At 69.4% G+C, this 13,532-nt stretch carries 13 protein-coding genes; 3 read left to right on the forward strand and 10 right to left on the reverse strand.

The window, feature by feature from the left end:
- The first annotated feature begins 700 nt into the window (after positions 1–700).
- Both BLA60_RS27625 and BLA60_RS44315 read left to right on the forward strand, forming a co-directional pair.
- A complete protein-coding gene (locus BLA60_RS27625; RefSeq protein ID WP_075135935.1) occupies positions 701–1,024 on the forward strand; it encodes a PadR family transcriptional regulator in 324 nt (107 codons plus the stop codon).
- Positions 1,021–1,776 (forward strand): HAAS signaling domain-containing protein, encoded by a 756-nt coding sequence (locus BLA60_RS44315; RefSeq protein ID WP_075135936.1) that lies wholly within the window; start codon positions 1,021–1,023, stop codon positions 1,774–1,776. Before BLA60_RS27625 ends, BLA60_RS44315 begins: the two co-directional genes overlap by 4 nt.
- Positions 1,777–1,965: 189 nt before the next feature.
- On the opposite strand, the gene BLA60_RS27635 is transcribed toward BLA60_RS44315, so the two are convergent.
- Together BLA60_RS27635 and BLA60_RS27640 are read right to left on the reverse strand one after the other, a co-directional pair.
- Positions 1,966–2,799 (reverse strand): ABC transporter permease, encoded by an 834-nt coding sequence (locus BLA60_RS27635; RefSeq protein ID WP_075135937.1) that lies wholly within the window; start codon positions 2,797–2,799, stop codon positions 1,966–1,968.
- Positions 2,796–3,770, reverse strand: coding sequence for an ATP-binding cassette domain-containing protein (locus BLA60_RS27640; protein WP_075135938.1), 975 nt, complete (start codon positions 3,768–3,770; stop codon positions 2,796–2,798). Before BLA60_RS27640 ends, BLA60_RS27635 begins: the two co-directional genes overlap by 4 nt.
- Positions 3,771–3,897: 127 nt before the next feature.
- Between BLA60_RS27640 and BLA60_RS27645 the strand changes: the two genes are divergently transcribed.
- The gene (locus BLA60_RS27645) at positions 3,898–4,590 is read left to right on the forward strand and encodes a TetR/AcrR family transcriptional regulator (RefSeq protein WP_162293019.1); all 693 of its coding nucleotides are present in this window, start codon (positions 3,898–3,900) and stop codon (positions 4,588–4,590) included.
- A gap of 123 nt (positions 4,591–4,713) precedes the next feature.
- On the opposite strand, the gene BLA60_RS27650 is transcribed toward BLA60_RS27645, so the two are convergent.
- From BLA60_RS27650 to BLA60_RS43655, 8 genes are all read right to left on the reverse strand, one after another.
- Positions 4,714–5,175: a hypothetical protein gene (locus tag BLA60_RS27650; protein WP_154814651.1), complete on the reverse strand. Its 462-nt coding sequence runs from the start codon at positions 5,173–5,175 to the stop codon at positions 4,714–4,716.
- A 563-nt stretch (positions 5,176–5,738) separates the two neighbouring features.
- The gene (locus tag BLA60_RS27655; RefSeq protein ID WP_075135941.1) at positions 5,739–6,971 is read right to left on the reverse strand and encodes a hypothetical protein; all 1,233 of its coding nucleotides are present in this window, start codon (positions 6,969–6,971) and stop codon (positions 5,739–5,741) included.
- A gap of 184 nt (positions 6,972–7,155) precedes the next feature.
- Positions 7,156–8,409: an amidase gene (locus BLA60_RS27660; RefSeq protein WP_075135942.1), complete on the reverse strand. Its 1,254-nt coding sequence runs from the start codon at positions 8,407–8,409 to the stop codon at positions 7,156–7,158.
- 5 nt (positions 8,410–8,414) lie between these two features.
- The gene (locus BLA60_RS27665; RefSeq protein WP_075135943.1) at positions 8,415–9,161 is read right to left on the reverse strand and encodes an MBL fold metallo-hydrolase; all 747 of its coding nucleotides are present in this window, start codon (positions 9,159–9,161) and stop codon (positions 8,415–8,417) included.
- Entirely contained in the window at positions 9,161–10,516 is a 1,356-nt protein-coding gene (locus tag BLA60_RS27670) for an ATP-grasp domain-containing protein (RefSeq protein ID WP_075135944.1), read from the reverse strand. The genes BLA60_RS27665 and BLA60_RS27670 overlap by 1 nt, the downstream gene beginning before the upstream one ends.
- 29 nt (positions 10,517–10,545) lie before the next feature.
- Positions 10,546–11,808, reverse strand: a complete 1,263-nt coding sequence (locus BLA60_RS27675) for an MFS transporter (protein WP_075135945.1) — start codon at positions 11,806–11,808, stop codon at positions 10,546–10,548.
- Positions 11,805–12,818 (reverse strand): ATP-grasp domain-containing protein, encoded by a 1,014-nt coding sequence (locus tag BLA60_RS27680; protein ID WP_075135946.1) that lies wholly within the window; start codon positions 12,816–12,818, stop codon positions 11,805–11,807. Before BLA60_RS27680 ends, BLA60_RS27675 begins: the two co-directional genes overlap by 4 nt.
- Positions 12,796–13,527 (reverse strand): SDR family NAD(P)-dependent oxidoreductase, encoded by a 732-nt coding sequence (locus BLA60_RS43655; RefSeq protein WP_075136015.1) that lies wholly within the window; start codon positions 13,525–13,527, stop codon positions 12,796–12,798. Before BLA60_RS43655 ends, BLA60_RS27680 begins: the two co-directional genes overlap by 23 nt.
- Between the last annotated feature and the right edge of the window lie 5 nt (positions 13,528–13,532).

The raw sequence follows: 13,532 nt of genomic DNA on the forward strand, positions 1-13,532 counted from the left end.
GTAACGTCCGACCCTGCACATCGAAGGATGTAACGATCTTCTTCGATATCGATCGAAGCCGATTCCTTGTCATCACCGAAAGCAATGACCCACAGCAAGTTCGGCACACGACAGGACTGGGTAATCAGACCCCTGAGTGCGATGTCGACGTGCGTACCTTGCCCACGCGAGTCATCCAGATAAGTGACGGTTACCGGTCGGGCATCTTCGGCTACGTCGCGCGGACTCAGGGAACCCGTTGGCCAACCCGGAAAGCGGCCATCGTCGACCGGTCGCCCATCTCCAGGGTGCCGCAACTCTCGCACAGTTTCGGCGAACGCGATCTTGGCGTATCCCTCATTCCTGACATCCGTTGCCAGATCACATGAGCAAGGACCACCGCCGCGTGCGTGCGGTGAAACCGGACACGCCGGGTCTGGCACACCCACGTCCGGCACTCACCGGCCATCGGCGCGATCCAGGGCACCGCCACAATCCCGGGTACGACACCGACGGCCGAATCATGCCCTGCCCGAGACCGGAGTCGGGCTGCCGGACTGCTCACGCCGCCTCGGTCTTGCGCTCAACACCGTCAAGCGATACGCCCGCGCAACGTCACCGAAAGTGCGCCAGAGCCGCTCGTGGCTGGTTGACGACCCAGCACCACTACTATGCATTGCGTGGTACTGTTCATTGCCGGTTACCGATGAGCGGGGAACGCATGGATGTCAGTCAGCTGTTGAAAGGTGTGCTCGACCTCGCCGTTCTCGCGGTGCTGGACAAGGAGGACGGCTATGGCTACGACGTCGTCCGCCGTCTTCGGCTGGCAGGGCTGGACGGTGTCGGCGACGCTTCGGTCTACGGGACGCTGCGCCGCCTCTACAACCAGGGCGCCCTCACCTCGTACGTGGTGCCGAGCGACGAGGGCCCGCATCGCAAGTACTACGGCCTGAACGACGCCGGCCGCCGCCGGCTCGCCGAGTCCGGGGCCACCTGGCGTGGCTTCGCCGCCACGATGACCGACCTGTTGGGAGCGAACGCGTGAACACGAGCGACAGCAAGAAGGATAGCCACGATGCCTACATCGCCGAGCTGAGGCACGCGCTCGCCGATCTCCCGCGCGCCGAGGTCGACGCGATCGTCGAGGACGTCACACCGCAGCTCGCGGACGCGGCGGTGGCCGAGGAACTCGGCACCCCGGCCGAGCTGGCCGCCGAGCTGCGGGCCGCTGCGGGTTTCCCGACCGGCAGCACTCGACGGACGCTCACCGCGCGGATCGCGTTGTGGGTGCTCGTGCTCGCCACGGGCACCGCGGCATACGGCGGCTTCATCTCCAACCAGCTCCTCAGCAACGACGCACGATACTCGATGCCGGTCATCGCACTGGTCCTTGTCGCCTCCTGGTTCGTGGTCGGCCAACTCGGCCGCGACGTCGCGGCCGTCGAGGAGCTGCCCGAGGTCCGGACGGCACGGAAGCTCCTGTTCGGCGCCGCGTCGTCCCGAATGCTCGGTACCCTACGGCTGGTCGAGCTTGGCTGGCTCCTCGCACGCTTCCCACTGATCCTCATCGGCACGCTGCTGCTCGCCGTCCAGTTCGGCTGGAACTCGGGAATGGCGGGGGTGTTCGCCGTCGCCGTCGCGGTCGTGACCACCGCGGCCGGCTACCGCTCGCTCACCGACCGGCGCTGGCTGTGGCTCAGCGTCCCAGCCGGAGCCTGGGCGATCGGCGTGAGCCTGCGACTGGCGGTCTATCTGTCACTGGTCGTCGAAGGGCACATCGGCTACGTCAACGTCTGAGGCGCGAACCGCCGGATGTCAGGGGCGTTCCGGCGATTGAGGGACGAGCAACCCTCTCGGTTGAACGCCTCGGTGGCGGCGAACAGACGAAGTGCACTCACACGCCCGGGCATCGGGCGCCACGGGGTCCAGTCCTACACGCGGTCGTTCGGCAGAGCCGGCATCGCTCTCCTGCGACACCGCCTCCTGTCACCGTCCGACTGCCCGGTAACGCCAGACCGCGAGTGGCATGAAGATCACCACCAGCAGAATCGACCAGGCGACGGTCATCGCGATCGGGTGCGCCATCGGGAAGCTCGGATCGGCCGCGACCGGGCCCGTGTTGCCGAACAACTGTCGGCAGGCGGCCACCAGCGAGCTGACCGGGTTCCATTCGGTGACCGTGCGCAGCCAGTCCGGCATTCCAGTGGTCGGCACGAAACTGTTGGAGAGCATGGTGATGGGGAAGATCAGCGGCACCAGGCTGTCCGCTGTCTCCGGCTTCACCGACAGTCCGATGAGGACACCCACCCAGGTGGCCGCGAAACGCAGTAGCAGGATCAGTCCGAACGCGGCGAGCGCGGGGCCGACGCCGTTGCGAACGTGCCAGCCGACGAGCAACCCGAAGCCGGCCATGACGGCCACGCCCAGCGCGCTGGTCAGCAGGTCGGCCACCACGCGACCGAGCGGCACCGCCGAGCGGGCGGTGGGCATCGAGCGGAAGCGGTCCATGACACCTTCGCCGATGTCCTTGGAGATCAGCGCCGCGCTGGTCATCACACCGATGAGCGAGGTCATCGCGAACATGCCGGGGATGAGGTACTCGCGGTAGTTGCCGCCGGGAACGCTGATCGCGCTGCCGAACACATAGCCGAACAGCAGCACCATCAACCCGGGGAACAACAGGGCAACGGCAATCTGGGCGGGCTGTCGGCGTAACTGGCTGAGCTCGCGGCGCGTCAGGGTCCAGCCGTCGCGCAGGGTCCAACCGACACGTCCGAACACACCCGTTGGCGGGGCGGGGATTTCCAGGGCGGTGATCATGTGGCGAACTCGCTCTTGGTCTCGGTGTGGTCCTGGGAGGCGGTGTGGCCGGTGAGCCGGAGGAAGACATCGTCGAGAGTGGACCGGCGCAGTCCGATGTCGGCTGTGACGAGTCCAAGCCGGTCAAGGTCACGCAGCACAGCGGACAGGATCCGTGCGCCGTCCCGCACCGGTGCGCTGATCCGGTGCGAGGCGGACACGTGGGGCTCGGTGCCCGTGACGGCGGCGACCACGTCGACCGCCGCGGGCATCGCGGCGATGTCGCGCATCTCGACTTCGAGACGATCACCACCGGTCTGGGCCTTGAGCTCGGCCGGTGTGCCTGAGGCGATCACCCGACCGGTGTCCAGCACCACGATCTGGTCGGCGAGTTGGTCGGCCTCGTCGAGGTACTGGGTGGTCAGCAGCACGGTGGTGCCGTCGGCCACGAGCTTGCGAACCGCGTCCCAGACATCGCCGCGCGCCCTGGGGTCCAGCCCGGTGGTCGGTTCGTCGAGGAACAGAACTTCTGGCGAGATGATCAGACTTGCCGCCAGGTCGAGACGGCGGCGCATACCGCCGGAGTAGGTCTTCACCGGACGGTCAGCGGCCTCGGTCAGGTCGAACTGCTCGAGCAGTTCGACCGCCCGACGGCGCCCGACCCGTCCCGGCAGGTGGTAGAGACGGGCGAACATCCGCAGGTTGTCGCGGGCGGTGAGGATCTCGTCCACCGCCGCATACTGGCCAGTGAGGCCGATCCGGTAGCGCGCCTGTTCCGCCTGGCGCACCACGTCGTAGCCGGCGACGCTGGCGTGACCGGAATCGGGTGTGGCGAGTGTGGCGAGGATCCGCACGGCGGTCGTCTTGCCAGCGCCATTGGGACCCAGCAGTCCGCAGACCGTGCCGGGTGGGACCGTCAGATCGATGCCGCGTAAGGCCTCGGCGCGGCCGAAGCGCTTACGCAGTCCGCTCACGCGGATGCCGCCGACCATCTCAAGCTCCCTCGTCCGCGTACACTGTACTTGGCTCGCGTACAACGTACGTCTGCGCGTACAGTGTGCGCAAGACCCGCCGATCGAGGAGAGATAGAGAATGGCCAGGGAGGAAAAGGTGACGGAGGTGATCTGGTCGCGAATCGATGCGACCGGCAGGCGAGCCCAGCCCTTCCTTGACTACGGCCAGATCGTCGAGGCCGCGGTGGAGATCGCCGACGCCGACGGCATCGACGCCCTGTCCATGCGCAAGGTCGCCACACGACTCGGCACCGGCACGATGACGCTCTACCGGTACGTCTCCACGAAGGACGAGCTCATCGACCTGATGACCGACTCGGTCCTCGGCGAGGTCAACCCACCAGCAGAACCAACCTCGGACTGGCGCGGGGAGTTGGCCGACTACGCCCGCCGCACCCGCCGTATGGCCTTCCGGCATCCGTGGGCGATCTGGTGCCTCGGCCGCGCGAATCTCGGCCCCAACCTGTGCCAGCAGATCGAGCACATGATGACCTGTCTGGACGGGCTCGAGATCGACATCGACGAGATGCTGGACATGTCGTTCACCGTCAACGCGTTCACGATCGGATTCGTGCAGATCGAACTGTCCGAACAGGAAGCCCGACGACGCACCGGACTGTCCGAACAGGAATGGCGTGAACGAATGGCGCCGTACATCACAGGACTGCTGTCCACCGGTAAATACCCGTGGCTTGAGCGAATCGTCCACGACGCCGAGGACTTCCCCGACCCGGACGAGACGTTCGAACGGCGGCTGGCCCACGTCCTCGACGGACTCACATCGGGTCTTCCCACATGACACTGAGCCTTTCCACCTGGTGTACCTCCCGCGAGCCGGTCACCGGTCCACGTCGTGGACGGCCAGGTCACGGAACGGTCAGTGGCCCCGGGGAGAACTCTCCCGGGGCCCGTCGAACAACCGTCAGCACATGGTTGTCGCCATCACGTCGGTGGGGCTGGCCCACGACGCGCAACCGTTGTACGAATGCCCGTACCAGTTGTGGCCGAACTCGTGCGCGGCCAGCAACGCCGGGTCGTTGACCGCACCCGGGTACAGTTTGATCAATTGGCCCATGCCGTAGTTGCAGCCGACCACGATCAGGTTGCCGTGCACGTCCGTCGTCTCGACGCCCTCGGCGAAGAACCCGCAGTCCGTGATCGCCGAGTTCTGGCACCGCACCGGAGTGCCGCCGCCCTCACTGGCGCCGCCCCAGTAGTTGGCGCCCTGACGGATCACGCCTTCCCAACCGGCACAGGACGATTCGATCGTGTACGACCAGGCCGCCTCGAACTCGGTCTCGGCCGGCGCCTCCTGTGCGGACGCGAGCGGCACCGCGACGAAACCGAACGCGAGCGCGGCGAACAGCGCGGTCGCGACCCTCATGACAAATTTCGACATCGCATATTCCTTTTCTTGGCAGGGTGAAGAAACTCAATGCGATGGAAAACGAGATTCGAGGATTCGACTACCCCGACAAGTACTCAAACCTACTTACCCCGTGAAATACCCCACAACCTACGAAAGTAGGGGTCGCGTCGTCCGGTAACTGGCAACGGCCGCCGTGAGTGATCCCGGGAGTTTCCTGACAGATCGACACCGAACGCCCAGGACCGGGCCACTGCCCTGCCACGCCCGACGCGCACCGTCGGAGCGCTCGCGCACCCGGGCCGCACGGCGGCGAGCCATCCGATGAGCGAGATGGCATTGACCGCGCAGATTTGATCATTCATGGTGAACCCGTCGCGGGGCGTGTCGGTGACGGGCACGCGCGAAATGCTGTGCTGCTCGGCCAACCGCCCGACGCAAACAACCGCCCGGATTCGCAATTGGGCGACGATGTCATCGCAGCAGTGGCGAACCGTAGTGGACGCGGCGTTGACGGCGTTGGCGCAGGGGAGATCCGGTGGCGGCACCGCGCCGCCCGCACCAGGGCGTGCGCGCGCCGGTTAGCTGACCAGCCACACGCTCAGGGTCGCCCGCCCGCCGGCGACGCCGTCGACACCGACACCGAGCCTGTCGTTCAACGTCAGCTCGCCCTTCGGTCCGCTGCTCCACGCCGCGTTCCCGCCGAACACCGTTATCGAGCCTCCGGTCGAGTTGAACGACGAGATCTGCCCGCCGATCGCGACGGTCACCGAACCGCCACCGACGCCGGACACCAGCACCTGGTACGGACCGCCGGGACCGTTGATCGTGAGCAGGTTGCCCGGCGTGACACGGACCTGGCACCGCCCGTCGCGGCAGGCGCCGAGATTCGCGCCGTCAGCCGGCTTGCCGGCGCGTGCGATGGCCCGGTCACGGGCCTGCCTGTGCTGGATGGCGCCGACGACCTCGTCGCGTCCCTTCCTGGCGTCCTGCGCCCCCGGCTGGTCGGCATACTCGGTGAGGTACTCGTCGTACATCGTCCGGGCCTGCCCCCACGACGTCATGTCGCCCAGGGCGGCTGTCGCGTTCGCGCAGGCCAGCAACCACTCGTCGGCCAGGTCCTCGGTCGCCGCGATCGGCTCGGCCATCTCCGGCCGGGTCCAGTCGCCGGCGTGCAGCCAGGTGAACTCGTCACGGTCCGCGCAGACACGGGCCGCCGCCTCAGGATCGGCCGACCCGTACTCGTCCTCGACCGGGCGGGCGTACCCCGACTCTCCGAAGCGCTCGACATAGGCCTCCACCAGTTCACGCACCGCGGCCGACATCCCCGGGTAGGCGGCGAGCGTCTCGTTCAGCCGCTTCATCGCGCTCTTCGGATCACGCCCGACATCTCCGTCGGTGTCTCCCGCGGTGTCTCCGTCGGTGCCACCGTCGGAGTCCAGTCCGAGGAGCAGTTGGGAGAGCTCGACCCCGGCGTTCGGCCAGCGGGCACCCGGGTGGTCGACGTACTCGGCGAGCAGCCGGGGGTCGTAGCGCCCCTGCTCACCCGTCGCCTTGTCGAGCAGTCGACACGCCTGACGACCCGGCTCCGCCGAGCGAACGATGTCGCCGGCGGCAAGACGGTGGAACGATCCGAATCCGTCGAGCGTCGCGACCGATTCGGCACAGTCGCCCCGCCGGTGCGCGGCCTCGGCATCGTCGACGATTCCCGACGCCTGCAGTCGCACCGTGACCACGACAACACCGACGGCGACCAGCAGGACCGCCACGGCCGCGAGGACGACGTTCCTGCGGCGCCGGAACAGCGTCCGCACCCCCCGTCGCGGCCTGGCCCCAGCCGGTCCGCCGTCCGGCATCGGATTGGGCGCCGGCCACGCGGCTGCCGGCCCGGTCGGGAGATCCTGCGGGTCTGTCATCCGGCAAGTCGACCACCACCTGACCGGGACCCCTCCCCGACCGGCGCGGCAGCCACGGACCCACCCGGTCGGTCAGCGACGGCTACGGCTGGTTCCCGAGGTCGCACGCCAACCGGATGAGGTCGGCGTCCGTGCCGGGGCGGCCCACCAGTTGCACGGCGATCGGGGCGCCGTGTTCGGCACCGGTCGCGGCCGGGACGGTGATCGCGGGCAGGCCGGCGAAGCTGGCCACCGGCGTGTAGCCGATCCTGGACTCGTAGTCCGGCTCGCCCGGGCCGGGGATCGTCGTACCGGAGCGGACGAACGAGCCGATCGGGCGGGGGACGTCGGGATCCATGGGCAACAGCCAGAAGTCGGCGTTGTGCGCGTCGAACAACGCGGGTACGGCGGCGCGCTGGGCGACCAGCCGCGCGCTGATCTCCGCGTGCCGCTCCGCGCTGACCTCGGCGCCCGAGCGCAACGCCGCCCAGGTCGACTCGAGCAGGTCGTCGTTCACCCAGTCGCCCCACACCTGGTGACCGCGCCAGGCGTCGGCCGAGCACAGCTCCCAGGCGATCGCCCGGCAGTCCCACAGTTCCCCGAGTCGCGCGCGGCCGACCTCGTGCCCCGCGTCCTTCAGCGCCGAGGCCACCGCCTCCACCACCGCCAGGATCTCGTCGGCACAGCCACCGTCGAAGACCTCCTCCACGACCGCGATCCGGCGGCGGCCCGGCCTGGGTACCTGCCCGAGGCCCAGGTACTCCCAGGCGAAGGCGAGGTCGTCGGCGGTCCTCGCCACCCAGCCCGCGGCGTCCATCTGCGGGGACAGCGGAAAGACACCCTCGAGGGCGGCCGGGTCGTGGGTGGTGCGCAGACCCACCACCCCGCAGTGCGCGGCGGGCCAACGCACCGAGCCGAGGACGTCGGTGCCCAACGACACGTCGCAGATGTTCGCCGCGACCGACACCCCGGAGCCGGTGGACGAGCCGGCCGGGTCGATGTGCGGGAAGTTCGGGTTCACACAACCGGAGCCGACACCGATGTTCAGCTCGGTCGTGACCACCTTCGCGGTGACCTCGACGCCAACGCCCCGCAGCGGCGCTGCCGAGCGGGTCGGGTGGTGCCGGTACCGGCGCAGGCCCAGCCTGGTCGGGAAACCCGCCACGTCCACGGTGTCCTTGACGCCCAGCCGAACCGGGCCGGTCGCGGGACGCAGGTCCGCGCACGCGCGGTAACGAGCGTCGGCGGCGAAGCCCCAGTCGTTCGCGGCCGCGAGCCAGTCGGCCAGGTCCAGCTCACCACGCTCGATCAGCCGGACGCGTTCGGCCAGCGGCAGATCCAGCAACTCGTCGGACATGTGCCCTACCTCCGTTGTGCCCTGAAGTCGCGGAGCGTCTCCGCGGTGGTCGGCGGTGTGCCGGTGCCGGACCAGCGGGCCGCCTCCCAGACGAACGGGTTGGTGGTGCTCTCGGTGGCCAGGTCGCTGTCCTGCTCGTGCGCGGTGTACAGGACGGTCTCGCGTGGTTTGTCCAGCAGCGACCGCAGCGAGCGCAGGCAGTCGCCGCGGTCGCCGGTCGGCTGGTCCGTGCGGCCGATGGTGCCCGCGTAGAGCGTGTCGCCGACAAGGCAGTAGCCGGGCACGCGGAGGTCGCCCGGCAGGTTGAACATGACCGAGCCTTTGGTGTGTCCCGGGGTGTGGTCGACCCGCACGAGCACCCCGCCCAGCTCCAGCACGTCGCCGTGCGCCAACGTGTCGACATCGGACGGTTCGCGCCACGTCCAGTCCCGGCCCAGGAACTCCTCGAACTTGGGGGCGACCTCCTCCCCGAGTCCGCCGAGCGGGTCGGACAGCATCCAGTGGTCGTCGGGATGCAGGTACAGGGGAATCCCGTACCGCTCGGACACCTCGGTCACCGATCCGGTGTGGTCGAGGTGTCCGTGGGTGAGCAGCACCGCCCTGGGCCGCAGCCCGTACGCGGCCAGCGCGTCCGGCAGCTTGGCGGCCACCCCGAGACCGGGGTCCACCAGCACACAGTCACTGTCGCGTTCCTCGGCCACGAGGTAGCACTTGGTGCCGAACGCGTCGGCCTCCAGGGTCCTGACGAGCATCAGACCGTCACCGCCCCGACCGGCTCGACCGACATCGTCACCGCCGCGCGCACCCGGCGTTCCAGGTCGTCCAACTCGGTTTCGGTGTCGGCATCGATGAACACCGTCACCACCCGGTCGTCGGAGGAGGTCAGCTCGCCGAGCGGAGCGCCACGTTCCTTGAGCACCAGCACCATCCGCAGCGTGGGCGGGTCACCGGCACGGCCGGGCTCCGCGGCCGGCCACAGGTCGGTGTCGGCGAGCCAGACCGGTTCCACACCAGGCCAGTCCACCGTCACGTCGTGCAGCACGCCGGCCCCGTGGAGGTAGATCTGCCGGGCGTGGCGGCGGGGCGGCGGGTAGTCGACGTCCTCGCCGAGCGCGATCCGGACGATCTGCTCCTCGATGGGCCGGCCACAGGCGTATTCGTAGAGCAGCGTCAGGCCGTCGCCCGGCGTCCGCGACGCGATCTCCATCAGGTACGGCTCGCCATCGTCGGTCACCCGCCACTCCGAGTGCGCCACCCCGTCCGCGAAGTCCAGTGCCCGCAGCACCTCCGCGTCCACGGCCAGCAACAGCTCGACCACGTCCCGGCCCGCGGTCCTGACCGGGCCACACGGCACGCTGTGGACCAGCTCGACGAACGTGCGTCCGGTGGTGTCGGTCGTCTCCTTCCTGGTCACCGACGCGAACCGGACCTCACCGCCGCGCACCAGCGACTCGACGGAGTACTCGTGCCCGACCACCTTCTGCTCCACCAGGACGGTCTCGTGCGTGGGATAGGTCCGCAGCAGGGCGGCGACCTCCTCGGCGTCCGCACAGGCCAGGACACCCGAGCTGGCATGGCGGGTCGCCGGCTTGACGACCACCGGGTACTGCTGCGCGGTCAGGTCGACCGCGTGCCGCCGGCCGGGAGGCAGGACCACGGACCGTGGGCTGAACCGGGCGAGGTAGCCGCGCTGCAGGTACTTGCTGCGGCACACCCGACTGGCCCGCAGACCGGGAGCCGGGACGCCGAGCAGGTCGCAGACCAACCCGGTCGGCTCGACCAGCGTCTCCTCCATCGCGTAGACGCCGACGATCCGGTAACGGTCGCGCCAGTCCTGGACGACCGCCAGGACGTCGGGGGTGAACGAGCCCTCGCGGTCCAGGTCGCCGGCGGCGTAGGCCACCTCGGCGATCACCCGCAGCGGGTCGGGCAGGGCGCGCCGCATCGCCTCGACCTGTGCCCGCGACGACTCCGGGCACAGGACGAGCACGCGCAGGCCGCGCCGCGCGAGCGCGGTCAGGTACTTGTGGTTACGACACACCACCCGGAACGCGCCGGTGAGGACGAAGGCCGCGGTGCGGTGGTCGGGAGCCGGTGCGGGTGGCACGCCCCCTCCTTTCCCTACGATGTGGACGGTCACGACGCCTCGGGCATGGTCTTGAGCTTCGCGATCGGCGAGAGCACGAGCCACAGCGCGGACAGGCAGAACGCGATCGCGATGAGGAACAGCGTCGGCCGGATCCCGATCAGCGCGCCCAGCGCGCCGCCGAGCAGCGCGCCGAGCGGCTGGCTCCCCCAGGTGACCGTGCGCATCGCGGCGACGACCCGGCCCAGCTGCTCCCGGGGGATGAGCATCTGCTGGAGCGTGGCGACGTTGGTGTTGCCGATGGTCATGAACGTTCCGCCGACGAAGAACATCGACATCATGATCGCCATCGCCAGCCAGGACGGGCCCATGGCCAGGGGCAACAACAGCTGCACGGCCGACGCCACCCCGTACCCGACGACGATGACCCGGCCTGGCCCGAGTCGCACGGCCAGTCGTTTGGCCACCATCGAGCCGATCAACGCGCCGATCGCGCCGACGCCGAGCACGAATCCCAGCGCGGAGGCGCTCAGCCCGAGGGTCTGGAGGACGAACAGCGGCAGCATGGTGTTGCGGGCCAGGAAGCACAGGTTGACCAGGCCGGAGCGGATGGTGAGGAACCGCAGGTTCCGGTCGTGCGCGATGAACCGCAGCGACTCGCCGATCTCGCGCAGGGCACGGCGTTCCCTCGGTTCCGGTGGTTGCTCCTGGCGCCTGATCCCGCGCAGGCACACCAGCGAGACCAGTGCGCTGACCGCGCTCGTCAGCAGCGCGACGGGCAGCGTGACCAGTTGCACCAGGAGTCCGGCCACCGCGGGTCCGCCGGAACCGGTGACGACGATCGTCGCCTGCAGCTTGCTGTTCCCGTCGAGGAGCTGGTCCCGGTCGACCAGCGACGGCAGGTACGCCGTACCTGAGACGTCGAACAGGACGGCGCAGCACCCCAGTAGGAACGCGACGACGAACAGGTGCCACAACGCGACCGAGCCGAACAGCGCGATCAGCGGAATGACGGCCAGCACCACGACCCGGCCCAGCTCCGAGAGCACGAGCAGGCCGCGTTTGCGGCTGCGGTCGATCCACACGCCCGCCGCCAGGGTGAGCAGCAGGTAGGGGGTGAAGGCCAGCGCGTTCACCACCCCGAGCTCGACCGGGGTGGCGTCCACGAGCAAAATCGCGGCCAGCGGCAGCACGAGCTCGGCGACCTGCACGCCCAGGCGCGAGAAGCTCTGGCTCACCCAGTACCGGAGGAAGTCGCCGTGTCGCCACAGGGAGGCCGGTGTCGCCGGGGTGTCCCGGATGTCGGTGCTCATCGCCCTCGCCCCGTGCCGCTCAGGTGGGCGTCGAGCCGGCGCGCGTAGGCGCGGAACCGGCCGCCGACGATCCGGTCCACCGCGTCCCGGTCGTCGAACAGGCCGGCCACCGCACCGTCGGTCTCCAGCTCGGAGAACCACAGTCCGCCGTCGGCGGTGCGGAGCAGGTCGACGCACACGTAGGGCAGGTCGAAGCGGCGGTGCACCAAGTCGACCAGCTCGTGGACCGAAGCGTCCACTTCGGATCGCGTGTCGGCGTGGCCGCCCCGGCTGATGTTGGCGACGTGCGAGCCCGGCGAGCCCACCCGGTCGTACACCGCGACGATCTCCCCTTCGACGGCGACGACCCGGGTGTCGGCGACGACCTCACCGACCGACGGCTGCACGAGCATCGTCGCGCCACTGCCCGAGGCCAGGCCCAGCAGCGCGTCCAACGTGGGCCGGTCGGGGCAGCGCACGCCGCCAAGCCCGCGCCCCCAGGACGCCGGTTTGACGAAGGCCGGGAACCACTCGTCCGGGATCATCTCCTGGTAGGACAACAGGTTCAGGTCCCGCCCGGTGATCACCCGCACCGACGGGATCACCGGCACCGGTGAGCCGTCCAGCGCCTCGGCGGTGGCGAACTTGTCGTTGCACAGCAGCGCGGTCGACAGCGGGATCGCCAACCAGAAACCCTGTGCCGCCAACGAGTGCACCAGCGTCAGGCTCGCGAGGAGGTCGGCTTCGTGCAACGGCTCCGACCGGACGTCGTAGACCACGATGTCCCGGTCGGGCCGCAGCCGCTCGCCCTGCCAGCAGGCCGCGCCGTCGCGGAGCACCACGTGCTCGGGGACGGCGACGGCGAAGTCCAGCCCGTTGGCGTTGGCGACCCGTTCGTAGACGGGCCAGAACTCGTCCCGCTCCCAGGTCGCCAGGGTCGCCGAGGAACGATCCGGGAACAGGTAGAGGATCCGCCGGCCGGTCGCCTGGAACGCCGCCGGGATTCGGTCAGCGACCGAGGAGTGCGCCACCGTTGACTCCGATCACTTGTCCGGTCAGCCACGACGCGTCCTCGGACGCCAGGAAACGCACCACTCCGGCGATGTCGGCCGGGCGCCCGGACCGGCCGAGCAGGGTCTGCGCGACGAGGATGTCGTGCCGTGCGGAACGGCCGGTCTCGTTGAAGAACTCGGTGTCCTGGACGTAGCCGGGGGACACGACGTTGACCGTGATTCCGTCCCTGCCACCCACCTTGGCGAGGTCGAACGCCCAGCCGGTGAGGCCGGCCTTGGCCGCCCCGTAGGCGTCACCGCCACCGCGCTGGCCCGCGATCGAGCCGATGCCGACCACCCGGCCGCCCGGTCTGCGCAGCGCCGGCCACAGCGCCTCGGTCACGTTCATCGTCGTCAACAGGTTCAGCTCGACCGTCCTGCGGAAGTCCTCGAACTTCCCGGTCAGGCCGGGTGCCACGTCCTTGACCGTCCCGCCGGCGTTGTTGACCAGCACGTCCACCGTCACGCCCGCGAACAGTTCACCCAGTCGCCGGACGTCGGTGGTGTCGGTCAGGTCCGCCACATGCGGGTGGATCGCGAGGTCCGGGTTCTCCTCGACCACCCTGGCGAGGGGTTGCGCACGGCGCCCGACGATGTGCACCTGGGCGCCCTCGGCGGCCAACCGCTCCGCGACCGCGCGCCCGATTCCCGTCCCGCCGCCGGTCACGACCGCTGTCCTCCTGTCCACGGTGG

The organism is Actinophytocola xinjiangensis (assembly GCF_001921215.1).
GTDB classification, from domain to species: domain Bacteria; phylum Actinomycetota; class Actinomycetes; order Mycobacteriales; family Pseudonocardiaceae; genus Actinophytocola; species Actinophytocola xinjiangensis.